General features: G+C 69.3%; 25 protein-coding genes. 1 reads left to right on the top strand and 24 read right to left on the bottom strand.

Annotated elements, in window-relative coordinates; translation table 11 throughout:
- Nucleotides 1-2: 2 nt before the first annotated feature.
- The 10 genes from gmk to pyrR all read right to left on the bottom strand — a co-directional run bounded on the left by gmk (nt 3) and on the right by pyrR (nt 11245).
- Nucleotides 3-596 carry a guanylate kinase gene (gene gmk / locus OG241_RS10650; protein ID WP_319093967.1) on the bottom strand — a complete coding sequence of 198 codons (594 nt, stop codon included), beginning with the start codon at nt 594-596 and terminating at the stop codon, nt 3-5.
- Nucleotides 597-632: 36 nt separating this feature from the next.
- Entirely contained in the window at nt 633-956 is a 324-nt protein-coding gene (locus OG241_RS10655; RefSeq protein WP_006382163.1) for an integration host factor, read from the bottom strand.
- Nucleotides 957-1232: 276 nt separating this feature from the next.
- Nucleotides 1233-2078, bottom strand: coding sequence for an orotidine-5'-phosphate decarboxylase (gene pyrF, locus OG241_RS10660; RefSeq protein WP_405814980.1), 846 nt, complete (start codon nt 2076-2078; stop codon nt 1233-1235).
- Nucleotides 2075-3181, bottom strand: a complete 1107-nt coding sequence (locus OG241_RS10665; protein WP_405814981.1) for a quinone-dependent dihydroorotate dehydrogenase — start codon at nt 3179-3181, stop codon at nt 2075-2077. The genes pyrF and OG241_RS10665 overlap by 4 nt, the downstream gene beginning before the upstream one ends.
- Nucleotides 3182-3261: 80 nt before the next feature.
- Nucleotides 3262-6570, bottom strand: coding sequence for a carbamoyl-phosphate synthase large subunit (gene carB / locus OG241_RS10670; protein ID WP_405814983.1), 3309 nt, complete (start codon nt 6568-6570; stop codon nt 3262-3264).
- Nucleotides 6563-7720, bottom strand: a complete 1158-nt coding sequence (carA, locus tag OG241_RS10675; RefSeq protein WP_405814984.1) for a glutamine-hydrolyzing carbamoyl-phosphate synthase small subunit — start codon at nt 7718-7720, stop codon at nt 6563-6565. Before carA ends, carB begins: the two co-directional genes overlap by 8 nt.
- Complete coding sequence (locus tag OG241_RS10680; protein ID WP_405814985.1) at nt 7717-8301, bottom strand: hypothetical protein; 585 nt, start codon at nt 8299-8301, stop codon at nt 7717-7719. Before OG241_RS10680 ends, carA begins: the two co-directional genes overlap by 4 nt.
- Nucleotides 8298-9584 carry a dihydroorotase gene (locus OG241_RS10685; protein ID WP_405814986.1) on the bottom strand — a complete coding sequence of 429 codons (1287 nt, stop codon included), beginning with the start codon at nt 9582-9584 and terminating at the stop codon, nt 8298-8300. The genes OG241_RS10680 and OG241_RS10685 overlap by 4 nt, the downstream gene beginning before the upstream one ends.
- Nucleotides 9585-9589: 5 nt before the next feature.
- Complete coding sequence (locus OG241_RS10690; protein WP_405814987.1) at nt 9590-10567, bottom strand: aspartate carbamoyltransferase catalytic subunit; 978 nt, start codon at nt 10565-10567, stop codon at nt 9590-9592.
- Between the two features lie 87 nt (nt 10568-10654).
- Complete coding sequence (pyrR, locus tag OG241_RS10695; RefSeq protein WP_405814988.1) at nt 10655-11245, bottom strand: bifunctional pyr operon transcriptional regulator/uracil phosphoribosyltransferase PyrR; 591 nt, start codon at nt 11243-11245, stop codon at nt 10655-10657.
- Nucleotides 11246-11510: 265 nt separating this feature from the next.
- On the opposite strand from pyrR, the gene bldD reads away from it, so the two are divergent.
- Nucleotides 11511-12011, top strand: a complete 501-nt coding sequence (gene bldD / locus OG241_RS10700) for a transcriptional regulator BldD (RefSeq protein ID WP_006379429.1) — start codon at nt 11511-11513, stop codon at nt 12009-12011.
- Between the two features lie 201 nt (nt 12012-12212).
- Here the strand turns inward: bldD and nusB are convergent, their stop codons facing one another.
- The 14 genes from nusB to rpsD form a co-directional block, all read right to left on the bottom strand.
- Complete coding sequence (gene nusB / locus OG241_RS10705) at nt 12213-12647, bottom strand: transcription antitermination factor NusB (protein ID WP_059073286.1); 435 nt, start codon at nt 12645-12647, stop codon at nt 12213-12215.
- A 2-nt stretch (nt 12648-12649) separates the two neighbouring features.
- Nucleotides 12650-13216: an elongation factor P gene (efp, locus tag OG241_RS10710; protein ID WP_053744664.1), complete on the bottom strand. Its 567-nt coding sequence runs from the start codon at nt 13214-13216 to the stop codon at nt 12650-12652.
- Nucleotides 13217-13275: 59 nt separating this feature from the next.
- Nucleotides 13276-14385 (bottom strand): M24 family metallopeptidase, encoded by a 1110-nt coding sequence (locus OG241_RS10715; RefSeq protein ID WP_405814990.1) that lies wholly within the window; start codon nt 14383-14385, stop codon nt 13276-13278.
- A 390-nt stretch (nt 14386-14775) separates the two neighbouring features.
- Nucleotides 14776-15678, bottom strand: a complete 903-nt coding sequence (locus OG241_RS10720) for a Pro-rich N-terminal domain-containing protein (RefSeq protein WP_405814992.1) — start codon at nt 15676-15678, stop codon at nt 14776-14778.
- Nucleotides 15679-15843: 165 nt separating this feature from the next.
- The gene (gene aroB / locus OG241_RS10725) at nt 15844-16938 is read right to left on the bottom strand and encodes a 3-dehydroquinate synthase (RefSeq protein ID WP_405814993.1); all 1095 of its coding nucleotides are present in this window, start codon (nt 16936-16938) and stop codon (nt 15844-15846) included.
- Nucleotides 16935-17417, bottom strand: a complete 483-nt coding sequence (locus tag OG241_RS10730; RefSeq protein ID WP_405826139.1) for a shikimate kinase — start codon at nt 17415-17417, stop codon at nt 16935-16937. Before OG241_RS10730 ends, aroB begins: the two co-directional genes overlap by 4 nt.
- A 29-nt stretch (nt 17418-17446) precedes the next feature.
- On the bottom strand, nt 17447-18631 hold the full coding sequence (gene aroC / locus OG241_RS10735; protein ID WP_405814994.1) for a chorismate synthase: 1185 nt from the start codon (nt 18629-18631) through the stop codon (nt 17447-17449).
- 168 nt (nt 18632-18799) lie between these two features.
- Complete coding sequence (locus OG241_RS10740; RefSeq protein WP_405814995.1) at nt 18800-19654, bottom strand: shikimate dehydrogenase; 855 nt, start codon at nt 19652-19654, stop codon at nt 18800-18802.
- The gene (gene mltG / locus OG241_RS10745) at nt 19629-21449 is read right to left on the bottom strand and encodes an endolytic transglycosylase MltG (RefSeq protein ID WP_405826141.1); all 1821 of its coding nucleotides are present in this window, start codon (nt 21447-21449) and stop codon (nt 19629-19631) included. The genes OG241_RS10740 and mltG overlap by 26 nt, the downstream gene beginning before the upstream one ends.
- Nucleotides 21450-21574: 125 nt before the next feature.
- On the bottom strand, nt 21575-22060 hold the full coding sequence (gene ruvX, locus OG241_RS10750) for a Holliday junction resolvase RuvX (protein ID WP_405814996.1): 486 nt from the start codon (nt 22058-22060) through the stop codon (nt 21575-21577).
- Nucleotides 22057-24729 carry an alanine--tRNA ligase gene (alaS, locus tag OG241_RS10755; protein ID WP_405814997.1) on the bottom strand — a complete coding sequence of 891 codons (2673 nt, stop codon included), beginning with the start codon at nt 24727-24729 and terminating at the stop codon, nt 22057-22059. The genes ruvX and alaS overlap by 4 nt, the downstream gene beginning before the upstream one ends.
- Nucleotides 24729-25088 (bottom strand): DUF6167 family protein, encoded by a 360-nt coding sequence (locus OG241_RS10760; protein ID WP_405814999.1) that lies wholly within the window; start codon nt 25086-25088, stop codon nt 24729-24731. The genes alaS and OG241_RS10760 overlap by 1 nt, the downstream gene beginning before the upstream one ends.
- A gap of 8 nt (nt 25089-25096) precedes the next feature.
- Nucleotides 25097-25552, bottom strand: coding sequence for a DUF948 domain-containing protein (locus OG241_RS10765; RefSeq protein WP_405826143.1), 456 nt, complete (start codon nt 25550-25552; stop codon nt 25097-25099).
- A 252-nt stretch (nt 25553-25804) separates the two neighbouring features.
- A complete protein-coding gene (gene rpsD, locus OG241_RS10770) occupies nt 25805-26419 on the bottom strand; it encodes a 30S ribosomal protein S4 (protein ID WP_006381762.1) in 615 nt (204 codons plus the stop codon).
- Nucleotides 26420-26693 lie beyond the last annotated feature (274 nt).

The following is a 26693-nucleotide window of genomic DNA, read 5'->3' on the forward strand; positions in this document are numbered from 1 at the left end:
GATCACACAACTTCCATCAAGGCTAGCAGCTCGCGCGCCACGTCCTCGACAGAGGTGTTGACCAGGGTCTCGTCGAACTCGGGCTCGGCGGCCAGTTCGATCTTGGCCGCCTCCAGGCGGCGTTCGATCACCTCGGGCGATTCGGTGCCCCGCCCGGTCAGTCTGCGCACCAGCTCCTCCCACGAGGGAGGAGCCAGGAACACCAGCAGGGCGTCCGCCATGGACTCACGGACCTGCCGGGCGCCCTGGAGATCGATCTCCAGGAGGACCGACTCGCCGGACTCCAGCCGCTCCAGCACGGCCGCACGCGGTGTGCCGTAGCGGTTGCCGGCGAACTCGGCCCACTCGAGGAGCTCGCCGTTGGCGATCAGCTTGTCCATCTCCTCGTCGGTGACGAAGAAGTAGTGGACGCCGTGCCGCTCACCGGGGCGTGGCTTACGGGTCGTCGCCGACACCGAAAGCCACACCTCGGGGTGTGCCTTGCGCATATGGACGACGACCGTGCTCTTGCCGACGCCCGAAGGGCCGGAGAGCACGGTCAGCCGCGGACGTACGTCCGGGGGCTCGGGGGTCGTCCCCCGGAATGTTGCAGCCATACGGCGATTATTCCAGGAATCCCGGGGTGCCAGGACTCAGGAGCCGGTGCTGCCGAACTCGCGCTCCAAGGAGGCGATCTGGTTGGACCCCAGGCCACGCACTCGCCGGCTCTCGGAGATACCGAGTCGCTCCATGATCTGCTTGGCGCGGACCTTGCCCACGCCCGGGAGCGATTCGAGCAGGGCGGAGACCTTCATCTTGCCGATGACGTCGTTCTCCCGGCCCTGCTTGATGACCTCGTGAAGAGAGGCGCCGGAGTGCTTGAGTCGATTTTTGACCTCGGCCCGCTCCCGGCGAGCCGCGGCGGCCTTTTCGAGCGCGGCAGCGCGCTGTTCAGGGGTAAGGGGCGGAAGAGCCACGCCTACGTCACCTCGGATGTCGAACTGTCGGATACGGACCGGTGAGGCAGCTAATCGCCCCTCACCTGGTGAGCTACGAACAACACGCTCGCTCGTTGACTCTCGTCGGAGACTAGCGGCCAAGTCCGCCAGAGTCAGCGAGAACAGCGGAAAAGTCCTGGTCAGCCTTTGCCAGGTGGGATATTTCGGTCAAACTGCCCCGGATTTGAGAATGTATTCAGTCTCAAGACGTCCTGAAGTCAGTCATCGGATGACTCCGCCGAACTGTGCGAATCCTCAGGTGGCGGCGACAGCGGCCCTGATCTCGTCCGCGAAGCGGTCCGACGCGTCCCGCAGGGCGACGAGTTCGGGACCGTGACGCAGAACACCTCGGCTGACGTTCGGAACCACGTTTCGCAGCGCCGGCCCGAACACTCCGCGGAGATCCGCCGGAGTCGCCCCCTGCGCACCGACCCCGGGTGCCAGGAGAGGCCCGTTGATGTCGAGGTCGTAGGACGAGAGGTCGCCGAGGGTGGCCCCGACGACCGCACCGAAGGAGCCCATGGGCCGCTCCCCCGCGTTCTCGGCGGCGAGGTACGCCAGCATGGTCGCGCCGACGTTCAGCCCGTCCTCGCGCACGGCGTGCTGGACCTGACCGCCCTCGGGGTTGGAGGTCAGCGCCAGCACGAACAGGCCCGCGCCGCTCTCCCTCGCGAGGTCGACCGCCGGCTGCAGCGAGCCGTAGCCGAGATACGGCGAGACGGTGAGCGCGTCCGAGAAGAGCGGGGCGCCCTTCTCCAGGAAGGCTTCGGCGTACGCGGCCATGGTGGAGCCGATGTCGCCGCGTTTGGCGTCCATCACGACCAGCGTGCCCGCCTCCCGCGCCTCCTGGACCGTCTTCTCCAGTACGGCGACCCCGCGCGACCCGAAGCGTTCGAAGAACGCGCTCTGCGGCTTCATCACCGCGACCCGCGCGGCCAGCGCCTCGACGACGGTGCGGCTGAACCGCTCCAGGCCGGCTACGTCGTCGTTCAGCCCCCAGTCGTGGAGCAGGGAGGCGTGCGGGTCGATGCCGACACAGAGCGGCCCGCGCTCGTCCATGGCGCGGCGCAGACGGGCGCCGAAGGGCTCCAGGACTGTCATACGGTCTTCCTCACGTCGGCGCCGACCGCGTCGGCGAGGGTGGCGTACGGGCTCGTCCGGAGGCGGGCGGCGAGCCCCTTGTGGATGCCGCGTCCCCAGAAGGGGCCCTCGTAGACGAAGGCGCTGTAGCCCTGTACGAGGGTGGCGCCGGCCAGGATGCGCTGCCAGGCGTCCTCGGCGTTCTCGACGCCACCGACGCCCACCAGGGTGATCCGGTCACCCACGCGCGCGTAGAGACGGCGCAGCACCTCCAGGGAGCGTGCCTTCAGGGGTGCGCCGGAGAGGCCGCCGGTCTCCTTCACCAGGGCGGGATCGGAGGTCAGACCGAGTCCCTCGCGCGCGATGGTGGTGTTCGTGGCGATGATCCCGTCCAGGCCCAGTTCGACGGCGAGGTCGGCGACGGCGTCCACGTCCTCGTCGGCGAGGTCGGGCGCGATCTTCACCAGCAGCGGGACACGGCGCGAGGTCACCGTACGGTCGGCGGCCTCACGGACAGCGCTGAGCAGCGGGCGCAGCGCCTCCGTGGCCTGGAGGTTGCGCAGGCCCGGTGTGTTGGGCGAGCTGACGTTGACGACGAGGTAGTCGGCGTATTCGGCGAGCCGCTCGGTCGACTTCACGTAGTCGGCGACGGCCTCGTCCTCGGGGACGACCTTGGTCTTGCCGATGTTGACGCCGACGACGGTCCGGAAGACCGCCTCCCGGCTCGCCAGACGGGCCGCCACGGCCAGCGAACCCTCGTTGTTGAATCCCATGCGGTTGATGAGCGCCCGGTCCGGCACAAGGCGGAACAGCCGCTTCTTGGGGTTGCCGGGCTGGGGCTCCCCGGTGACCGTGCCGATCTCGACGTGGTCGAAGCCGAGCATCGACATCCCGTCGATCGCGACGGCGTTCTTGTCGAAGCCCGCCGCGAGCCCGAAGGGTCCGTGCATGCGCAGCCCGAAGGCCTCGGTGCGCAGTTCCTCGTACCGGGGCGCGAGGGCGGCGGCGACGAACGTCCGGAGCACGGGGAGGCGGGCGGCGAGACGGATCCAGCGGAAGGCCAGGTAGTGGGCCTCTTCGGGGTCCATCCGGGTGAAGACCAGACGGAAGAAAAGCTTGTACATGTCGGTGTCCTCGAAACGGCCTCACGACGAGGCCTCATGAAGAGGGGGGACACCGTCTCCGGTGTCCCCCCTCAGGGCTGCTAGTCGCGGGCCGCGGTCAGATGTTCGGCGTGTTCCTGGAGCGAACGCACGCCCACGTCACCGTGTTTGAGGGCGTCGATGCCCTGGACCGCCGCGGCGAGCGCCTGGACGGTCGTCAGGCACGGCACGGACCGCGCCACGGCCGCCGTACGGATCTCGTAGCCGTCGAGGCGGCCTCCGGTGCCGTACGGGGTGTTGACGATGAGGTCGACCTCGCCGTCGTGGATGAGCTGGACGATGGTCTTCTCGCCGTTCGGGCCTGTGCCCTCGGACTGCTTGCGGACGATCTTCGCGTTGAGCCCGTTGCGCTTGAGGACCTCGGCCGTGCCGGAGGTGGCGAGGAGTTCGAAGCCGTGGGCGACCAGTTCACGGGCCGGGAAGATCATCGAACGCTTGTCCCGGTTGGCCACCGAGATGAAGGCGCGTCCCTTGGTCGGCAGCGGGCCGTACGCCCCCGCCTGCGACTTGGCGTACGCCGTGCCGAAGACGGAGTCGATGCCCATGACCTCGCCGGTGGACCGCATCTCCGGGCCGAGCACGGTGTCGACGCCACGCCCGGAGGTGTCGCGGAAGCGGTTCCAGGGCATGACGGCCTCCTTGACGGAGATCGGCGCGTCCAGCGGCAGTTCGCCGCCGTCGCCGTTCGCCGGAAGCAGTCCCTCGGCCCGCAGTTCGGCGACGGTCGCGCCGAGCGAGATCCGGGCGGCGGCCTTCGCCAGCGGCACCGCGGTCGCCTTCGAGGTGAAGGGGACCGTACGGGACGCGCGCGGGTTGGCCTCCAGGACGTACAGGATGTCGCCGGCCATCGCGAACTGGATGTTGATCAGGCCCCGGACGCCGACCCCGCGCGCGATGGCCTCGGTCGAGGTCCGCAGCCGCTTGATGTCGAAGCCGCCCAGGGTGATCGGGGGCAGTGCGCACGCCGAGTCGCCGGAGTGGATACCGGCCTCCTCGATGTGCTCCATGACGCCGCCGAGGTACAGTTCCTGGCCGTCGTAGAGGGCGTCGACGTCGATCTCGATCGCGTCGTCGAGGAAACGGTCGACCAGGACCGGCCGGGAGGGGCTGATCTCGGTGGACTCGGCGATGTAGGACGACAGCCGGGTCTCGTCGTAGACGATCTCCATGCCGCGCCCGCCGAGGACGTAGGACGGGCGTACGAGGACCGGGTAGCCGATCTCGTCCGCGATCACCTTGGCCTCGGTGAAGGTGGTCGCCGTGCCGTGCTTGGGGGCCGGGAGGCCGGCCTCCGCGAGGACACGACCGAAGGCGCCCCGGTCCTCGGCGGCGTGGATGGCCTCGGGCGGGGTGCCCACGACCGGTACGCCGTTGTCCTTGAGCGCCTGCGCGAGGCCCAGCGGGGTCTGGCCGCCGAGCTGCACGATCACGCCCGCGATCGGGCCCGCGAGGGACTCCGCGTGGACGATCTCCAGCACGTCCTCGAGGGTCAGCGGCTCGAAGTACAGGCGGTCGGAGGTGTCGTAGTCCGTGGATACGGTCTCGGGGTTGCAGTTAACCATCACGGTCTCGTAGCCCGCGTCGCTCAGCGCGAAGGAGGCGTGGACACAGGAGTAGTCGAACTCGATGCCCTGGCCGATGCGGTTGGGGCCGGAGCCCAGGATGATCACGGCCGGCTTCTCGCGCGGCGCGACCTCCGTCTCCTCGTCGTAGGAGGAGTAGAAGTACGGCGTCTTCGCCGCGAACTCGGCGGCGCAGGTGTCGACGGTCTTGTACACCGGGCGTACGCCCAGCGCGTGCCGCACCTCGCGCACGACGTCCTCGCGCAGGCCCCGGATCTCGGCGATCTGCTGGTCGGAGAAGCCGTGCCGCTTGGCCTCGGCCAGGAGTTCGGGGTCCAGGCGCTCCGCCGCGGCCACCTCGTCCGCGATCTCCTTGATCAGGAACAGCTGGTCGACGAACCACGGGTCGATCTTCGTGAACTCGAAGACCTCCTCGGGGGTGGCGCCCGCGCGGATGGCCTGCATGACGGTGTTGATACGCCCGTCGGTCGGCCGTACGGACTCCGTCAGCAACTCGGCCTTGTCGCCGGGCTCGCCGACGAAGGTGAACTGGCTGCCCTTCTTCTCCAGCGACCGCAGCGACTTCTGCAGGGCCTCGGTGAAGTTGCGGCCGATCGCCATGGCCTCGCCGACCGACTTCATGGTGGTGGTGAGGGTCGAGTCGGCGGAGGGGAACTTCTCGAAGGCGAATCGCGGGGCCTTGACGACGACATAGTCGAGCGTCGGTTCGAAGGAGGCCGGGGTCTTTTCCGTGATGTCGTTCGGGATCTCGTCGAGGGTGTAGCCGACGGCCAGCTTTGCGGCGATCTTGGCGATCGGGAAGCCGGTCGCCTTCGACGCGAGGGCCGAGGAGCGCGACACGCGCGGGTTCATCTCGATGACGATGATGCGGCCGTCGTCCGGGTTGACCGCGAACTGGATGTTGCAGCCGCCGGTGTCGACCCCGACCTCGCGGATGATCGCGATGCCGATGTCCCGGAGGCGCTGGTACTCGCGGTCGGTCAGCGTCATCGAGGGCGCGACGGTGATCGAGTCGCCGGTGTGCACGCCCATGGGGTCGAAGTTCTCGATGGAGCAGACGACGACCACGTTGTCGTTCTTGTCGCGCATCAGCTCCAGCTCGTACTCCTTCCAGCCGAGGATGGACTCCTCCAGGAGCACTTCGGTGGTCGGGGACAGGGTCAGGCCCTGGCCGGCGATGCGGCGCAGTTCCTCCTCGTCGTGGGCGAAGCCGGAGCCGGCGCCGCCCATGGTGAAGGAAGGCCGGACGACGACGGGGTAGCCGCCGAGCGTCTCGACGCCCCCGATCACGTCGTCCATTGTGTGGCAGATGACCGAACGGGCGGACTCGCCGTGGCCGATCTTCGCGCGGACCGCCTCGACGACGCCCTTGAAGAGGTCGCGGTCCTCGCCCTTGTTGATCGCCTCGACGTTGGCGCCGATCAGCTCGACACCGTACTTCTCCAGCACTCCCTGCTCGTGCATGGAGATCGCGGTGTTCAGGGCCGTCTGGCCGCCCAGGGTGGGCAGCAGCGCGTCGGGGCGCTCCTTGGCGATGATCTTCTCGACGAACTCGGGGGTGATCGGCTCGACGTAGGTGGCGTCGGCGATCTCCGGGTCGGTCATGATCGTCGCCGGGTTGGAGTTGACCAGGATGACCCGGATGCCCTCGGCGCGCAGGATGCGGCACGCCTGGGTCCCGGAGTAGTCGAACTCGGCGGCCTGGCCGATGACGATCGGGCCGGAGCCGATGACCAGGACTGACTGGATATCGGTGCGCTTAGGCACGCTGGCCCTCCATCTGGACTGTGCTCATCAAAGACGTGAAACGGTCGAACAGATAGGCCGCGTCGTGCGGGCCCGCTGCCGCTTCGGGGTGGTACTGGACGCTGAACGCGGGCCGGTCGAGCAGCTGCAGCCCCTCCACCACCTGGTCGTTCAGACAGACGTGCGAGACCTCGGCGCGTCCGTAGGGCGTCTCGGAGACCCGGTCGAGGGGGGCGTCCACGGCGAAGCCGTGGTTGTGGGCGGTGACCTCGACCTTGCCGGTCGTACGGTCCTGCACGGGCTGGTTGATGCCGCGGTGGCCGTACTTCAGCTTGTACGTACCGAAGCCGAGCGCGCGTCCCAGGATCTGGTTGCCGAAGCAGATGCCGAAGAGCGGCGTGCCACGCTCCAGGACCGCCTGCATGACGGCGACCGGGTGGTCGGCGGTGGCCGGGTCGCCCGGCCCGTTGGAGAAGAACACCCCGTCGGGGTTGACGGCGTACACGTCCTCCACGGTCGCCGTGGCGGGCAGCACGTGCACCTCGATGCCGCGCTCGGCCATCCGGTGCGGGGTCATGCCCTTGATGCCGAGGTCGACGGCGGCGACGGTGAACTTCTTCGTGCCGATCGCGGGGACGACGTAGGTCTCCTTGGTGGCCACCTCGGCCGAAAGGTCGGCGCCCGTCATCTCGGGGGCCTGGCGCACCTCGGCGAGCATGGTGCCGTCGTCCGGCAGTGCGTTGCCGGAGAAGATGCCGACGCGCATGGCGCCGCGCTCCCGCAGGTGGCGCGTCAACGCGCGCGTGTCGATGCCGGAGATGCCGACGACGCCCTGGTTGCGCAGTTCCTCGTCGAGGGAGCGGCGGGAGCGCCAGTTGGAGGGCACGCGCGCGGGGTCCCGTACGACGTAGCCCGCGACCCAGATCCGCTTCGACTCGGGGTCCTCGTCGTTGACGCCTGTGTTGCCGACGTGCGGGGCGGTCATCACGACCACCTGGCGGTGGTACGACGGGTCGGTGAGGGTCTCCTGGTAGCCGGTCATGCCGGTGGAGAAGACGGCCTCTCCGAAGGTCACCCCCACGGCCCCGTAGGAACGGCCGCGGAAGATCCGGCCGTCCTCCAGGACGAGTACGGCGGGAGTTTTCGTGGCTCCCCGGGTGGAGGTCGTCATCGTGCGCCTTCCGTTTCCGTCGTGTTGATCATCTGGTTCAGGGTCCGGACCCACTCGTTGTGCTCGGCCGCGCGGTCCGAGCGGAAGCCGGAGTCGAGCAGCTTGCCGCCGTGCTCCCAGGTGACGACCAGCAGGCCGCCCTCGGAGAGGACCTTCCCCGCGATGCCCTTGTCGAGCCGGGCCTCCCGCAGGGCCTCCAGGGGGATGTAGAAGTCGGCCGCGCCGGGGCGTACGACGTCCAGTCCCGCGTCGGTCAGGGTCAGCTCGACCCGGCTGCGGGTGCCGAGGCCGTGCGCCACGATGCGGTCCAGCCACTGCCCCGCGGTGGTGGAGCCGTGGTAGCGACCGCTCATCGACAGCACGGTCAGTCTCGCCGTATCGGGCTCGTCCGGCGCGGCCAGCAGCTCAGGCAGGTCGCCCTGAAGCGTGCCGCGCCACTTCCAGCCCTCGCGCATCAGCCAGTAGATGAGCGCGACGAAGAGCGCGAGCCCGACCAGCCAGCCCACCCGGGCGGCCCAGTCGGTCACCTCCGCCGACTTCTGTTCGGCGGCGACGTACGTCAAATGCGGCAGTGATGTCACGCGAGCTTCCCGTCGACGAGCGTGGCCTTGCCCCGGAGCCACGTGTGCGTGACACGGCCCGGCAGCTCACGGCCCTCGTACGGGGTGTTGCGGCTGCGGGAGGCGAAGCCCGCGGGGTCCACTGACCCACGGTATGCCGTGTCGACGAGCGTGAGGTTGGCGGGCTCACCTGCCGAGACGGGGCGGCCGTGGCCCGTCGCCCGCCCGATGCGCGCGGGGGCGAAGGACATGCGGTCGGCGACGGTCGCCCAGTCCAGCAGTCCGGTGTCCACCATCGTCTCCTGGACCACTGACAACGCGGTCTCCAGGCCGACCATGCCCATGGCGGCGGCGGCCCACTCGCAGTCCTTGTCCTCGTGCGGGTGCGGGGCGTGGTCGGTGGCGACGATGTCGATCGTGCCGTCGGCGAGCGCCTCGCGCAGGGCCAGCACGTCGCGCTCGGTGCGCAGCGGCGGGTTGACCTTGTAGACCGGGTTGTACGTCCGGACCAGCTCGTCGGTGAGGAGGAGGTGGTGCGGGGTCACCTCGGCGGTGACGTCGATGCCTCGCGACTTTGCCCAGCGGACGATCTCGACGGACCCGGCGGTCGACAGGTGGCAGATGTGGACGCGCGAGCCGACGTGCTCGGCGAGCAGCACATCGCGCGCGATGACCGACTCCTCGGCGACGGCGGGCCAGCCGCCGAGCCCCAGTTCCGCGGAGACGACACCCTCGTTCATCTCGGCGCCCTCGGTCAGCCGCGGCTCCTGCGCGTGCTGGGCGACGACTCCGCCGAAGGCCTTCACGTACTCCAGGGCGCGCCGCATGATCACGGCGTCGTCGACGCACTTGCCGTCGTCGGAGAAGACGGTGACCCCTGCGGCCGACTCGTGCATGGCGCCCAGCTCGGCGAGCTTCTTGCCCTCCAGGCCGACGGTGACGGCGCCGATGGGCTGGACGTCGCAGTAGCCGTGCTCCTGCCCGAGCCGGTAGACCTGCTCGACCACACCGGCGGTGTCGGCGACCGGGAAGGTGTTGGCCATGGCGAACACGGCCGTGTAGCCGCCGCTCGCCGCGGCCCGGGTCCCGGTCAGGACGGTCTCGGAGTCCTCGCGCCCCGGCTCACGCAGATGCGTGTGCAGGTCCACGAGCCCGGGCAACAGCACCTTCCCCTCGGCCTCGACGACCTCGGCGCCTTCGTCGGACAGCCCCTCACCGACTGCGGCAATGGTCCCGCCGTCGATCAGGACGTCCTGCGGCTCGCCGCCGAGCACCCGCGCACCACGAATAAGGATCTTGCTCATGTGACTTACTTCTCCTCGGTACGGGTGTGGGTGACGGCCGGTTCGTTGCCGCCGAGCAGCAGATAGAGGACGGCCATCCGGATGGAGACACCATTGGTGACCTGTTCGATCGCCGTGCAGCGCTCCGAGTCGGCGACCTGGGCGGTGATCTCCATACCGCGGACCATCGGCCCGGGGTGCATCACGATGGCGTGCTCCGGCATCCGCGCCATGCGGTCGCCGTCGAGGCCGTAGCGCCGCGAGTACTCGCGCTCGGTCGGGAAGAACGCGGCGTTCATGCGCTCCCGCTGCACGCGCAGCAGCATCACCGCGTCGGACTTCGGCAGGGTGCTGTCCAGGTCGTACGAGACCTCGCAGGGCCAGCTCTCCACGCCGACCGGCACCAGGGTCGGCGGCGCGACGAGGGTGACCTCGGCGCCGAGTGTGTGCAGCAGGTCGACGTTGGAGCGGGCGACGCGGCTGTGCAGGATGTCGCCGACCAGGGTGATGCGCTTGCCGGCGAGGTCCTGGCCGATGCCGGCGTCCCGGCCGACCAGTCGGCGCCGCATGGTGAAGGCGTCGAGCAGGGCCTGCGTGGGGTGCTGGTGGGTGCCGTCGCCGGCGTTGATGACGGCCGCGTCGATCCAGCCGGAGGTGGCGAGCCGGTAGGGGGCTCCCGAGGCGCCGTGCCGGATGACGACGGCGTCGACACCCATCGCCTCCAGGGTCTGGGCGGTGTCCTTCAGGGACTCGCCCTTGGAGACGCTCGACCCCTTGGCGGTGAAGTTGATGACGTCCGCGGAGAGGCGTTTCTCGGCGGCCTCGAAGGAGATCCGTGTCCGCGTCGAGTCCTCGAAGAAGAGGTTGACGACGGTACGGCCGCGCAGGGTCGGCAGTTTCTTGATCGGCCGGTCGGCGACCCGGGCCATCTCCTCGGCGGTGTCGAGGATCAGGACGGCGTCGTCGCGGGTGAGGTCGGCGGCCGAAATGAGATGACGCTGCATCTTTCAGGCTCCGTAAGGAAGTTCAGGAGATTCCGGGCAGGCAGAACATCGCGAGGGGCATACGACACGGGGCCGCACGCGCGCGTGCTACTGCTGGGCGGTCTGCTTCACACCGAGCAGCACGGTGTCCCGACCGTCCTCCTCGGCGAGCTGGACCTTGACCGTCTCCCGCAGCGACGTGGGGAGGTTCTTGCCGACGTAGTCGGCGCGGATGGGTAGTTCTCGGTGGCCCCGGTCGACGAGGACCGCGAGCTGCACCGCGCGCGGGCGCCCGAGGTCGTTCAGGGCGTCGAGGGCGGCGCGGATGGTGCGGCCGGAGAAGAGCACGTCGTCGACGAGGACGACCAGTCTGCCGTCGAGGCCGTCACCGGGGATGTCGGTGCGGGCCAGCGCACGCGGCGGGTGCATGCGCAGGTCGTCGCGGTACATCGTGATGTCGAGCGAGCCGACCGGGATCTTGCGGTCGGTGATCTCGGCCAGCTTGGCGGCGAGCCGCTGGGCGAGGAAGACACCCCGGGTCGGAATGCCGAGGAGCACCACGTCGTCGGCGCCCTTGGCGCGTTCGACGATCTCGTGGGCGATGCGGGTCAGTACCCGCGCGATGTCGGGGGCTTCCAGAACGGGCCGCGCGCCGGCCTCGTACTGCTGCTTCTGCTGCTTGTCGTGCTCTGAGTCCATACGAAACGGACCTCCTTCTCCGCCTCACAGGACGGATCATTAAAGGACGTCGGAATTGCGCCATCCACGGTACCAGCCCGCGCAAGACGCCTGATCACCCCATCGGCGCCACACGTCACCCGACTGCCGTAACCGCACGTCGATCCGCGCGCGGAGGGCGGCCGGGACCGTTCAGCTTGACGGGGAAGAGTAACGCTGCGTAACCTCACAGTGAGTCACCAGCCGCGCGGCTCGTCCGCACGTCGACACTGTGTCCGGGAGCTATATGTCCAGCGAATACGCCAAACAGCTCGGGGCCAAGCTCCGGGCGATCCGCACCCAGCAGGGCCTTTCCCTCCACGGTGTCGAGGAGAAGTCCCAGGGACGCTGGAAGGCGGTCGTGGTCGGTTCGTACGAGCGCGGCGATCGTGCCGTGACCGTGCAGCGCCTCGCCGAGCTGGCGGACTTCTACGGGGTTCCGGTGCAGGAGCTGCTGCCGGGCACCACGCCGGGCGGAGCCGCCGAGCCACCGCCGAAGCTCGTCCTCGACCTTGAGCGGCTGGCCCATGTGCCGGCCGAGAAGGCGGGCCCCCTGCAGCGCTACGCCGCGACGATCCAGTCCCAGCGCGGCGACTACAACGGCAAGGTGCTGTCGATCCGCCAGGACGACCTGCGCACGCTCGCCGTCATCTACGACCAGTCGCCCTCGGTCCTGACCGAGCAGCTGATCAGCTGGGGTGTTCTCGACGCGGACGCGCGCCGCGCCGTCTCCCACGAGGAGGGCTGAGCCCGACGGCTTTCAGCCGTTGAGCAGAAACGTGCCGCCGGGGTGGCCGGAACCTTATGGTTTCCGGCCACCCCGGCGGCGTTTTGCGGGCCTCGCAGGCCTCATGGGTACGGCGGTCGGTTGTACGAATGCCGGTGGGCCCCAGCAGTGATTCGCTGGGGCCCACCGGCATTCGTACAACCGGACGGCTGAAGGCCTGACTCAGACGTCGTCGCGGCGCAGTGTGGACTTCAGGTCCTTGAACCGGCCGAGGAGCCCGTTGACGAACGAGGGCGACTCGTCCGTGGAGAACTCCTTCGCCAGCTGCACCATCTCGTCGAGGACGACGGCGTCCGGGGTCTCGTCGACCCAGATCAGCTCGTAGGCACCGAGGCGCAGGATGTTGCGGTCGACGACCGGCATCCTGTCGAGCGTCCAGCCGACCGAGTACTGCGCGATCAGCTCGTCGATGCGCCGCGCGTGCTGCGCGTAGCCCTCGACGAGCTCCATCGTGTACTCGCTGACCGGGGGCTGGCGGGTGTCGTCCCGGGACAGCCGGATCCAGTCCCCGAGGACCGTCTGGACATCGGCCCCGCGCTGGTCGCCCTCGAAGAGGATCTGGAAGGCACGCTTGCGGGCCGTGTTGCGGGCAGCCACGGTTAGCTGTTCACCCGGCCGAGGTAGTCGCTCGTACGGGTGTCGACCTTGATCTTCTCACCGGTGGTGATGAAGAGCGGGACCTGGATCTGGTGGCCCGTCTCCAGCGTGGCCGGCTTGGTGCCGCCCGTGGAGCGGTCGCCCTGGACGCCCGGCTCGGTCTCCTGGACGACCAGCTCGACGGCGGCCGGCAGCTCGACGAAGAGCACCTCGCCCTCGTGCTGCGCGACCGTGGCGGTGAAGCCCTCGATCAGGAAGTTGGCGGCGTCGGCGACGGCCTTGCGGTCCACCATGAGCTGGTCGTACGTCTCCATGTCCATGAAGACGAAGTACTCGCCGTCCATGTAGGAGAACTGCATGTCGCGCTTGTCGACAGTGGCCGTCTCGACCTTGACACCGGCGTTGAACGTCTTGTCGACGACCTTGCCGGAGAGCACGTTCTTGAGCTTGGTTCGCACGAAGGCCGGGCCCTTGCCGGGCTTGACGTGCTGGAACTCGACGACGGACCAGAGCTGGCCCCCGTCGAGCTTGAGAACCAGGCCGTTCTTGAGGTCGTTCGTGGAAGCCACGGTTGCGGAATCTCCTGGACTGACGTGGACGACCCCGGGGCAGACGCGACAGCTCGAAGCTAGAGCGCGAGCAGTTCCTTGGTCGTGATGGTAAGTAGTTCGGGTCCGCCGTCCGCCTCAGGGCGTACGACGAGCGTGTCATCGATCCGGACACCGCCCCGGCCCGGGAGGTGGACCCCCGGTTCGACGGTGACCGGCACGCAAGCGTCCAGTTTACCCATGGCCGCGGGGCCGAGCTGCGGCTCCTCATCGATTTCGAGCCCGACACCGTGTCCGGTGAGCTCCGCAAGGCGGTCCGCGTACCCCGCGGAGTCCAGTACCTGGCGTGCCGCACGGTCCACGTCACGGTAGGCGGCGCCGGGTGCCAGGGCCTCCCGTCCGGCGCGCTGGGCTGCGAAGACGAGGTCGTAGAGCTCGATCTGCCAGTCGGCGGGCGAGGTCCCGATGACGAATGTGCGGCCGATCTCACAGCGGTATCCGCGGTAGACGGCGCCGAGACAAACAGAGAGGAAGTCTCCTTCCTCCACGCGCCGATCGGTGGGCCGATGCCCCCGGCGGCCGGAGTTCGGCCCGGTGGCGACGGCGGTCGCGAAGGCCGGCCCGTCGGCACCGTGATCGACGAGCCGCCGCTCCAGTTCCAGGGCGAGATGCCGCTCCGTACGCCCGACGAGGATGGACTCCAGCAGTTCGCCGAGCGCCTGGTCGGCGATCTCGGCGCCGATCCTCAGACAGGCGATCTCCTCCTCGTCCTTGATCACCCGGAGCTGCTCGACCGCGCCACCGAGGTCGGCCAGGCGCAGCCGGGGCGCGACCGAGCCGACGGCACGGTGCCGGGCCACGGTCAGATGGTGTTCCTCGACGGCGAGGGACTCGGCGCCCTGCGCGGCGGCGAGATCCGCTGCCGCGACCGCCGGATCACCCCCGGAAGCGGACAGCGTGTGCACACGCAGCGCCTCGTCCGGACGGCTGCCCTCGGGGAGCCGGTCGTCCGCGGACCCCGCCCACACGAGCAGGTCCTCACGTTTTCCCAGCAGCAGTACGGATCCCTGCGGGGCCGCGCCCGCGAGATACCGCACATTGGCGGCCCGGGAGACCAGGGCCCCCGCACTGCCGCCCGCGTGACACCGCTCCCGAAGCCGCGCTCTGCGCGCCGCGTAGACCTCTGACATGCCTCGAGCGTATGAGCGCGAGCGGCTTGCCGCCGGTTGGAGAGGGCCGAGTGGGCGGCGGGGCGCGGGCGGGCTGTTTTCGCCCCCGCCGCCCCTACCCGTCCCATCCCGTTCCTGGGGGCTGCGCCCCCAGACCCCCCTTCGCGCTGAAGGCGCTCGTCCTCAAACGCCGGACGGGCTGGAGATGCCGGCCGGCATTGGTTTTTCAGCCTCTCCGGCGTTTGAGGAGCGGGGGGTCGGGGGCGGAGCCCCCGAGGATGGGACGGGTAGGGGCGGCGGGGGCGACCACTCGTTCGGCCCACCCCCTCCCGGCGACCGCCGCTCCGTGCCCGGCAGGCGCGTGCCCGGAGCCGGGCGTACCCTGCCCCGGCGTCGGGCCGTGCCGTCCGTCTACCACTTGGGCGGGCTGGCCAGCAGCCGCGCCAGGACGTCGTCCAGGACCCGGGCCGTAGCCGGCACATCGAGCTGGGAGTTGTCGATGATCGGAAGGCCGGAGCCGTACCAGCCCGCCATCCGGCCGTGGATGCGGGCGACCTCCTCGTCGGTGAGGCGGCGGTTGCCGGAGCGCTCGGCGTTGCGCTCCAGGACGATCTCCAGACCCGGCAGCAGTACGACCGGCAGCAGACCGGGCCCCACATGCCTCTTCCAGCCGCCGAGGCCGACGACCGGCCGGTCGGGAAAGACCGCGTCGTCGAGGATGCACGAGATGCCGTTGGCCAGGAAGTTGCGCGCGGCGAAGCCGCAGGTCCGGCGGGCGAGACGATACTGCGCCTCGGAATGGTCGTTCCACCCCGACTGCGGGTCGGCGAAGCCCGAGCGGACCCATTCGCGTACGTCGTCGAGGCTGATGTGCGCGGTGGGCACCCGGCGATGGTCCGCCCAGTACTTCGCGACGCTCGTTTTCCCGGCGCCCGCAGGGCCGATCAGCAGCACGGCCAGGGGCGCGGAGGACGGGTCGACAGGGCCGGTGGCGGGCGGCGGACCCGGCGTCGGAACGAAGTCGCCTTGTGGCAGCCGCATATGGCCGGTGGTGTCCTGCGAGGGCGGCACCGGCACATGCTGCGGTGCGGGAGCATGCTGGGGGACGGGCGGATGCTGCGGCGCCTGCGGACCCGGCCCGGAGGGTGCTCCCCCGGTGTAGACCGGGGCCGGCGGCCCGCTCGGGGGTGCGGAACCCGGATGCGCGCCCGGGTACTGCTGCCCCGCGTGCGGGGCGGCCGACGACCAGTCGGCACCCGGTCCTTGCCCCGGCTGATGGGGCGGCGGCAGCGGAGACCCCACTGCGTCCTGCATCCGGTGCCACTCCATCTCGTACAGGCGATTGGCGCTGGCCGGCGGGGCACGAACCCCGCCCGCTACCGAACGGTACCGTCCCGGGCCGCCGTTTGGTGAACGGCCCGGAACAGCCCGAAGTGCCCATCGCCACAAGCGAATCGGGCCAAGCGCCCGAGTGGGGAGCTACTCCCCCACTTCGCCGTAGGCGGCGAGGAGGACGGCCGGGTCCGGACCCTCCAGGACGGTCGGCTTGGCCAGTCCGTCCAGGACGATGAACCGCAGCAGGTTGCCTCGGGACTTCTTGTCGAGCTTCATCGTCTCCAGCAGCTTGGGCCACTGGTCGTAGCGGTAGTGCAGCGGCAGCCCGACGGACTCGAGGACCGTGCGGTGCCGGTCCGCCGTCGCGTCGTCCAACCGGCCCGCGAGGCGGCCCAGTTCGGCCGCGAAGTGCATGCCGACGGAGACGGCCGCGCCGTGCCGCCACTGGTAGCGCTCGTTCTTCTCGATGGCGTGCGCGAGGGTGTGCCCGTAGTTGAGGATCTCGCGCAGGCCCGACTCCTTGAGGTCAGATGAGACGACCTCCGCCTTCACCTTGATCGAGCGCTCGATCAGCTCGGCGGTGTGCGGGCCCGCCGGACTGCGGGCGGCCTGCGGGTCGGCCTCGATCAGCTCCAGGATCACCGGGTCGGCGATGAAACCGGCCTTGATGATCTCCGCGAGCCCGGACACGTAGTCGTTGACCGGGAGCGAGTCCAGCGCCGCCAGGTCGCACAGCACACCGGCGGGCGGGTGGAAGGAGCCGACGAGGTTCTTGCCCTCGGCGGTGTTGATGCCGGTCTTGCCGCCGACCGCCGCGTCCACCATCGCCAGTACCGTCGTCGGGATCGCGATCCAGCGCACCCCGCGCAGCCAGGTCGCGGCGACGAAGCCGGCCAGATCGGTGGTCGCCCCGCCGCCGACACCGACGATGACGTCGGTGCGGGTGAAGTTGGACTGGCCGAGCGCCTTCCAGCAGTAGGCGGCCACCTCGGCGGTCTTGGCCTCCTCGGCGTTCGGCACCTGGATGGCGACCGTCTCGAAGCCCTGGTCCGCGAGGTCGGCGCGCAGCGCCTCACCCGTCTCCGCGAGAGCCTCGGGGTGGATCACCGCGACCCGCTTCGCCTTGGGCCCGATCAGCCCGCCCAGCTCCTCCAGGAGCCGCCGGCCGATCAGGACCTCGTAGGGATCGCTGCCTGCGGTGCCGCCGACCTGGATCCGCGTCACTGCCTCGCTGCTCATGCTGACTTCAACTCCAGTGCGTCCAGAACGGCTTGGGTGACCTCTTCGGGCGTACGGCCGTCGGTGGCGACGACCGCGTCGGCGACCTCCGTGTACAGAGGACGGCGGGCCTCCATCAGCTCCCGCCACTGCCGGCGCGGGTTGACCGCGAGCAGGGGGCGGGCCGCGTTGAGGCCGGTGCGCTGGACGGCTTCCTCGACGTCCATCGAGAGGTAGACGACCCGGTGCCCGGCCAGCAGCCCACGGGTGTCCTCGTCGAGGATCGAGCCGCCGCCGAGGGCGAGGACGCCGTCGTGCTCGGCGAGCGCCCGCTGGACCGCCTGCTTCTCGAGGGCCCGGAAGGCCGGTTCACCCTCGTCGACGAAGATGTCGGCGATGGTGCGGCCCTGCTCGGCGACGATGTCGTCGTCGGTGTCCCGGTACGAGCAGTCGAGCCGCTCGGCCAGCAGCCGTCCGACGGTGGACTTGCCGACGCCCATCGGCCCCACCAGCACAATCTGCAAAGCGCTCACCGGACGATCAGGTGTTCGAGGTAGGACTCCACGTTGCGGCGCGTCTCGGGCACGCTGTCGCCGCCGAACTTCTCCACCACCGCGTCCGCCAGAACCAGGGCCACCATCGCCTCCGCGACAATCCCGGCCGCCGGGACCGCACACACGTCGGAACGCTGGTGGTGAGCCTGCGTGGCCTCACCGGTGACCACGTCGACGGTCCGCAGGGCGCGCGGCACGGTCGCGATCGGCTTCATCGCCGCCCGTACGCGCAGCAGCTCACCGGTCGACAGGCCGCCCTCGGTGCCACCGGAACGCCCGGTCGCGCGCCGGATGCCGTCGTCCGTGGCGAGGATCTCGTCGTGCGCCTTCGAGCCGGGCACTCGGGCGAGGTCGAAGCCGTCACCGACCTCGACACCCTTGATCGCCTGGATGCCCATCAGCGCGGCAGCCAGCCGGGCGTCCAGACGCCGGTCCCAGTGCACGTGCGAGCCCAGACCCACCGGCACGCCGTACGCCAGCACCTCCACCACGCCACCCAGGGTGTCGCCGTCCTTGTGGGCCTGGTCGATCTCCGCGACCATCGCCTTCGACGCGTCCGCGTCCAGGCAGCGCACCGGGTCGGCGTCCAGCTTCGCCACGTCCGAGGGCTTGGGGTAGACGCCGTAGGGAGCCTTCGCCGCCGCCAGTTCGACGACGTGCGAGACGATCTCGATCCCGGCCGCCGCCTTCAGGAACGAACGGGCCACCGCACCCAACGCCACCCGCGCCGCGGTCTCGCGTGCCGACGCCCGCTCCAGGATCGGGCGGGCCTCCTCGAAGCCGTACTTCTGCATCCCCGCGAGGTCGGCGTGGCCGGGGCGGGGGCGGGTCAGCGGGGCGTTGCGGGCCAGGCCGGCCAGGATCTCCGGATCCACCGGGTCAGCCGCCATCACCTGCTCCCACTTCGGCCACTCGGTGTTGCCGACCATCACCGCGACCGGCGAACCCATCGACAGGCCGTGCCGTACACCGCCGAGGAACGTGATCTCGTCCTGCTCGAACTTCATCCGGGCACCGCGCCCATAGCCGAGCCGACGCCTCGCCAGGTGGTCCGCCACCAACTCCGTGGTGATGGGCACACCGGCGGGAAGACCCTCCAGCGTCGCGACGAGTGCGGGACCGTGGGACTCCCCCGCGGTCAACCAGCGCAACCTGCTCAACGGTGCTCCTCATACTCGCGCCCTGGTACTGCCCTGCGCACGCGCGTCCTCGCGTACGGCGACGGCGTGACCGGGTGCGCGGCCCAGGCCCGCCACCTCCCGATCCTCCCACGTCCGGGCCGAATGCCTGATCGGCGGTCCAGCAACCGGACGCGGCACGGAATCGGGTCAGCGGTCGGCGAGTGCCTTCTCGCCGGCCCTGCGCATGGCACCCAGCGGGCCGTGAGCGACCCCGGTCATCTGTTCCACCTGAAGCACCGCCTGGTGCACCAGCAGGTCGAGCCCGCTGACGACCGCCCCGCCGTGCGCCGACCAGCGCGCCGCCAGATCGGTCGGCCAGGGGTGGTAGAGCACGTCGAAGAGCGTCGTCGGCCGTTCCGGTACGGCACCGGAGAGCGCGTCCGTCGTACCGGCCGGGGTGGTGGCGATCACCAGCGGAGCGTGCAGCGCCCGGACCGCGTCCGCCCAGTCCGCCGTACGGACCTCGATGTCGAGGCGTTCGCCCCACTGCCGCATCTCTGTGGCCCGGGCCTCGCTGCGGACGTACACGACGACCTCGCCGGTGCAGATTCGGGCGAGCGCGGCGAGCGCGGAGGAGGCGGTGGCGCCGGCGCCGAGGATCGCGGCGGAGTCGACCTGTTCGATGCCGTGCTCGCGCAGGGCGCCCACGATTCCGGGGATGTCGGTGTTGTCACCGACGCACCGCCCGTCCGCGCCGAACACGACGGTGTTGACGGCCTCGACCGACGCGGCCGTCTCGCTGATCTCGTCGAGCCACGGGATGACCGCCCGCTTGAGCGGCATCGTGAGCGACAGCCCCGCCCACTCCGGACCGAGCTCTCCCAGGAATCCCGGCAGCCCGCCCTCGTCGACCTCGAAACGGTCGTACGTCCAGTCGGTGAGCCCCAGTTCCGCGTACGCGGCACGGTGCAGCACCGGCGAGAGGGAGTGGGCGATGGGGGAACCGAGCACCGCGGCCCGGCGTCCCCCTCCGTGCTCAGCTGCCGCTTTTACGTTGCGCATTGAATTGCCGGACCAACTCTTCGTGTTCGGACAAGGTCTTGGTGAACTTCGTCGTCTTGCCGTCGAGGGAGATGAAGAACATCCATCCACCGCCGTCGGGATTCAGTGCGGCCTTCAGCGCGTCGTTACTGGGGTTTCCGATCGGCCCAGGCGGCAGACCCCTGTAGAAGTACGTGTTGTACGGGTCGTCGTAGCTACGGATCTCCGACGTCGAAATGTTGATTTTACTCTGGTTCTTGAGGTAGTTGTACGTCGAGTCGAATTCAAGCTTCTGGTTGGTGATGTCGTTCGACGTCTTGAGGCGGTTGTAGACGACAGAGGCCATCTTCCTGAAGTCGTCGTGTGTCACACCCTCGGCCTGGACAAGGCTCGCCACCGTAATGACCTGCAGCGGGCTGTCGAGGTCGAGGGTCTTTGCCTTGGCTTCGAGATCCAGCGTTTCGTACTTCGCCGTGGCCGCCGCGACCATTTCCTTGAGGATTTCCGCAGGTTTCATACCCTTGGCGGCCGGATAGGTCGTCGGGTAAAGGAAACCTTCCAGCGGGTCCTTGATTTCCTTGCTGTCGTTCGCCCAGTCCGGCAGACCGAAACTCTTGTAGTCCTTCTTGGCGACCTTCGCGGTGGTACCTGCGGCAAGATCGAGCTTTTTGTCGATGGCCGCGTAGACCTGAACATTGCGCTGCCCGGGAGCGACGATCATGTTGTTCTGGCTCTTGGGATCGAGCATCAACGCGACGGCACTCTTGCCCGACATCTCCTTGTTCAGGACATAGACGCCGGCCTGGATCTTCTTCCCGTCGGGATTGTCCGACTGAGCGGCCACAAATGCGTCGACGCTCTTGACGACACCCTTCGCCTTCAGCGCCTGGGCGATTTCGTATCCGCCCGCACCCTTGGGGATCTCGACGGTCACCGTCGCACTCGTGCCGTCGCCCGCGTAGTCGGGAGCCGCGCCGAAACGATTTTGGTAGAACTGGTACCCGAAATAACCGATTCCGGCGATGCCACCACCGAACACCAGCACGACGACCAGGCAGGCCGTACCGGTCCGGCCCTTTTTGCCCTTGCCGGCCTTCTTGCTCTTCCCGTCGTCCCTGCCCTTACGGTCACCGCGCCCCCGACGCCCCTCCGCCTCGTCATCGGGCTCGTCGTCATCGTCACCGCCCGCGAAGAAGGCGTGCTCACCCTGGTCGGGACCCGGGTCCCAGCCGCTCTGCGGTTCCGACTCCGACTCCGGCTCGGGCCCCGGTTCCGGTTCCGCCTCTGGCTCGGCACGGCGCCTGGCCGGCGGCTGCGGCGGCGGGTAGGCGTCAGGCGTGCCGTAGTAGTCGGACTGCTCACCGCCGTACGCAGCGACCTGCTGGGCGTACGGATCCGTGGGGTCGGTGATGTACGGGACCTGCGTCTGCTGACCGGCGTTCCAGCCGCCGCCCGCGTACTGCTGCTGCCCCTGGTCGACGTACTGCTGCTGGTGGTTCGGGTCGACGTACTGCTGCTGGTGGTTCGGGTCGACGTACTGCTGCGGGTACTGCTGTTGCTGGGGCTGCTGCTGATACTGCTGTGGGTACTGCTGGTGCGGGTACTGCTGCTGAGCCTGACCATAGGCGGCCTGCTGCGCGTCGGCGCCCCAGTCGCCGTACTGGGACTGCTGCGGCTGCTGCGGGTAGTGCTGCGGCTGGCCGCCGTTGGAGGACTGGTCGGCCTGGGCCTGCTGCCCTTCCCATCCGCTGTCCCCGTACAACGGGTCCTCCGGATGCCACGGTTCGGAGCCTGGGCCCCGGCCATACTCAGTCATCAATCCCCTAGAGCCGCGAGGCGGCCGATCACGCGGCCCCCACATCGCCGCTACCGTTCCGCCTCTTACTGTGCGGCTACTGTTCGAACAGAGCCACAATCGCGCGGAACGTTACCGTATCGCGATCAGATGACCACTTCGACGCCCTCGCCTGGTGCTTTACCTGACACCCGTTCGGATTCCAGGGCCTGTTGGAGGATGATCACGGCTGCGACCTGGTCAATGACCGATCTGCCCTTTTTCGATTTCACGCCCGAAGCGCGCAGTCCCTGACTGGCCGTCACCGTCGTCATGCGCTCGTCCACCAAACGCACCGGGACGGGTGTGATCAGGCGGGCCAGCTGCTCGGCGAAGCCCCGGACCTTGACGGCGGCGGGGCCCTCGCTCCCCTTGAGGGAGCGAGGGAGACCGACGACGACCTCGATGGGTTCGTACTCGTCGACGAGTTGCTTCAACCTGCGCTGAGCTGCGGGAACATCCCGGCCCGGGACTGTCTCCACCGGGGTGGCGAGGATCCCGTCGGGGTCGCACGAGGCGACCCCGATCCGGGCGTCCCCGACGTCGATCGCGAGTCGACGGCCGCGGCGCAGGGTGTTTCCGTCGCCGCTCACTTGGCCGTTTCCGCCACAAGGCGCTCGACGGCGTCGACGGCCTCGCCGACGGCGGCCGGGTTCTGGCCACCGCCCTGGGCGACGTCCGGCTTGCCGCCACCGCCGCCACCGAGGGTCTTGGCGGCCGTACGAACCAGGTCGCCCGCCTTGAGACCGCGCCCGCGGGCGGCCTCGTTGGTGGCGATGACGGTCAGCGGCTTGCCATTGGCAACGGTGAACAGAGCGACCACGGCGGCGCGGTCACCGGAGATGCGGCCCCGCACGTCGAGGACCAGCTTGCGCAGGTCGTCGGCGGTGGTGCCGTCCGGGACCTGGCCGGTGACAAGAGCCACACCGCGTACGTCCTTGGCGCCCTGGGCCAGACCGGCGGCGGCCTGGAGGACCTTCTCGGCGCGGAACTTCTCGATCTCCTTCTCGGCGTCCTTCAGCTTGCCGAGCATGGCGGAGATCTTCTCCGGCAGCTCCTCCGGGCGGCCCTTGACCAGCTCCTGGAGCTGGGCGACGACCGTGTGCTCCCGGGCCAGGAAGTTGTAGGCGTCCACGCCGACCAGGGCCTCGATACGCCGGACACCCGAACCGATGGACGACTCGCCGAGCAGCTTGACCAGGCCGAGCTGGGAGGTGTTGTGGACGTGGGTGCCGCCGCACAGCTCCTTGGAGAAGTCGCCGATCGTCACGACGCGCACACGCTCGCCGTACTTCTCGCCGAACTCGGCGATGGCGCCCTGCTTCTTGGCCTCCTCGAGGCTGAGGATCTCGGCGCTCACGTCCAGGTCGCGGGCGAGGACCTCGTTGATCTGCTGCTCGACGTCGGTCATCACGGCCGTCGGTACGGCGGACGGGGAACCGAAGTCGAAGCGGAACCGGCCGGGCTGGTTCTCGGAACCGGCCTGGGCGGCCGTCGGGCCGAGGGCGTCGCGCAGGGCCTGGTGGGTGAGGTGGGTGGCCGAGTGGGCGCGGGCGATGGCAGTGCGGCGGCGCACGTCGATGGCGGCCTGGGCCTTGGCGCCCACGGTCACCTCGCCGACCTGGACGACGCCCTTGTGGACGTACACCCCGGGGACCGGCTTCTGGCAGTCGCGGATCTCGATGACGGCACCGGTGTCGATCCTGATCCGGCCGGTGTCACCGATCTGGCCGCCGCCCTCGGCGTAGAACGGGGTGCGGTCGAGGACGATCTCGACCTCGTCGCCCTCGGTGGCGGCCGGGGAGGAGACACCGTCGACGAGGATGCCGACAACCGTCGACTCGCCCTCGGTACGGTCGTACCCGAAGAACTCGGTCTCACCGGCGGCGTCGGCGATCTCGCGGTAGGCGCCCATGTCGGCGTGGCCGGTCTTCTTGGCCTTGGCGTCGGCCTTGGCGCGGTCCCGCTGCTCCTTCATCAGGCGCCGGAAGCCGTCCTCGTCCACGGAAAGGCCCTGTTCGGCGGCCATCTCGAGGGTGAGGTCGATCGGGAAGCCCCAGGTGTCGTGCAGCAGGAACGCCTTGTCACCGGAGAGGACCTTGCCGCCGGCCTGCTTGGTCTCGGTGACGGCGGTGTCGAGGATGTTGGTGCCGCCCTTGAGGGCCTTCAGGAAGGCGGCCTCCTCGGCGAGGGCCACGGTCTCGATGCGCTTGCGGTCGGTGACGAGCTCCGGGTACTGCTGGCCCATCGTCTTGATGACGACGTCGACGAGGTCGGCGACGACCGGCCCGGAGGCACCCATCAGGCGCATGTTGCGGATGGCACGGCGCATGATGCGGCGCAGGACATAGCCACGGCCCTCGTTGCCGGGGGTGACGCCGTCGCCGATGAGCATCACGGACGTACGGATGTGGTCGGCGACCACGCGCATGGAGACGTCGGAGTCGTGCTTCTCGCCGTAGCGCACACCGGTCAGCTCGGTGGCCTTGTCCATGACGACGCGCAGGGTGTCGGTCTCGTACATGTTCTGTACGCCCTGCAGGATCATGGCAAGTCGTTCGAGGCCGAGACCGGTGTCGATGTTCTGCGACGGCAGGTCCCCGAGGATCGGGAAGTCCTCCTTGCCGTCGCCGGCGCCGCGCTCGTACTGCATGAAGACCAGGTTCCAGATCTCCACGTACCGCTCGTCGTTGACGGCCGGGCCGCCCTCGACGCCGAACTCGGGGCCGCGGTCGTAGTTGATCTCGGAGCAGGGTCCGCAGGGTCCGGGGACGCCCATGGACCAGAAGTTGTCCTTCTTGCCCAGTCGCTGGATGCGCTCGGCCGGGACACCGATCTGCTCGCGCCAGATCCGCTCGGCCTCGTCGTCGTCGAGGTAGACGGTGATCCAGAGCTTCTCGGGCTCAAGGCCGTAGCCACCGTCGGCGACGGAGTTGGTGAGCAACTCCCAGGCGTACTTGATGGCTCCTTCCTTGAAGTAGTCCCCGAAGGAGAAGTTGCCGCACATCTGGAAGAACGTGCCGTGCCGCGTGGTCTTGCCGACCTCTTCGATGTCCGGCGTACGCACGCACTTCTGCACGCTGGTGGCGCGCGGGGCGGGCGGCTTCGTCTCACCGAGGAAGTACGGCTTGAAGGGCACCATGCCGGCGTTGACCAGCAGCAGAGTCGGGTCGTCCGCGATGAGCGACGCCGAAGGGACGACGGTGTGGCCGCGCTCCTCGAAGAAGCTCAGCCAGCGGCGACGAATTTCAGCCGACTCCATCAGTGGTCCTCATTCCGGTTGTACGGGTGCGTGTTGTCCAGCATCCCGTAGTGCTTCTCATCGTGCTTCAGGTTTTCCGACCCGCGGTCGAGGGCGGCGGGCCGCCGCTGCGGGGGCAGGGCGCGGCCCGGGGGTTCGGCGATCCCGAGGGCCTCGCCCAGCTCGGCCTCGCGCTGGGCCATCCCGGCCCGTACGTCGAGGGCGAAGTCCTTGACCCGGTGGCCGGCCTCGATCGCCTTGTTGGCGGCCTGCGCGGCGAGGTGCTCGGGGGTCAGCTGCCGGATCTTGCGGTTGACCTTGGTGGTGGCCCACACACCGGCCGCGGCGCCCGCGGTGAACCAGAACGTACGGCGGAACATGGCGGGGTTCAGCCCTTCTGCCTGCGGCGCTTCGAGGCCTTGGCGGCCTTCGGGGCCGATACGGTGCGGCCGACGATGACCGTGCGCCGGACCCGCGCGGGTGCGGGCGTCTCGTCCTCCCTGGTGCGGCTCATCGCCCGGCGTACGCCGTAGCCGAACGCGGCGACCTTGACGAGCGGGCCGCCGAAGGTCGAGGCGACGGTGGTGGACAGCGCCGACGCGTTGGAGGTGACCTCCTGGACGTCGGTGGCGATGGCGTCGACCCGGTCGATCTGTGTCTGTGCGGAGCGCACGGCCTGGGAGGCGTCGGCCAGCAGCGGCACGGCCTGGTCCGTCACCTCCGCGACCAGTTTCGTGGTCGCCCTGAGCGTCTGGGCCAGCCTCACCAGAGCCACGGCGAGGAAGGAGACCAGAATCGCCCAGAAGACGGCCACCAGGATCCCGGCAACCTCTCCACCGGTCACACCGCACCGCTCTCTGCGCTCGTAGATCGACTGAACTCTGGGGTACTGCACGTGTGTTCCGAGTACTTCGAAAGTCGCCCCCGACCCTATCGCGCCGAAGGTGGCTCTCCGTACCCGGACGGGACCCGCCGGGACGGCGGTCGCGCGCGGGCGGAGCCGTACGCGAAAGCCCGCCGCTCCCCCGCCGGTGAAGGCGGGGAAACGACGGGCCGAGGCGCGAAGCCGGTGGTACCAAGTACTGCGACCGCTGGATCAGCGGGCGTAGTACTCGACGACGAGCTGCTCGTCGCAGATCACCGGGATCTCCTTGCGGTTCGGCTCGCGGTCCAGGCGGAAGGCCAGGGCGCCGAGGTTCACCTGCAGGTAGCGCGGGGTCTCACCGTCGGGGGCGAAGCCACCGGCGCGCGCGACCTCGAACAGCGTCTTGCTGCGGCTGCGCTCGCGGACCATCACGACGTCGTCGGGACGGACACGGAACGACGGCTTGTCGACCTTGCCACCGTTGACCTCGATGTGGCCGTGAACGACCATCTGGCGGGCCTGGTAGATCGTGCGGGCGATGCCCGAACGCAGAACCAGGGCGTCGAGACGACGCTCCAGCTCGATGACCAGGGCCTCACCGGTCTTGCCCTGCGTCTTGGCGGCACGCTCGTAGGCGCGGACGAGCTGGCGCTCGGACACGTCGTACTGCGCGCGCAGACGCTGCTTCTCCAGCAGACGGACCTTGTAGTCCGAGTTCTGCTTGCGGCCACGACCGTGCTCACCCGGCGGGTAGGGACGGGCCTCGAAGTACTTGACGGCCTTCGGGGTCAGCGCGATGCCGAGGGCACGCGACTTCTTGACCTTGGGGCGGGACTGGTTCGCCACTTCTTTTCCTTTTCCTTTTCGGCTGCCTCAGGGTTACGGGAGGTCGCATCCGCAGCCGGGGATTCCCGACAGGTCCACGAGGGACTTGCCAGGCAGCCGTTCCCCTGTGCTGGGCACATACGTGCAGCACACGAACGGCCCACCGACCGTCCCGGAATCCCGGATGGTGGTGGGCTGCCCGCGACACCTACGAAGGTGCGCGACGCTCCTGGATCAACAGATCCGGCTGATTGTCCCGCCTGAGGCGCCGACCGAAGCCGGACACGGGACGCAG

Origin of the sequence: Streptomyces sp. NBC_01390 (genome assembly GCF_045040105.1) — a bacterium.
Lineage (GTDB): Bacteria > Actinomycetota > Actinomycetes > Streptomycetales > Streptomycetaceae > Streptomyces.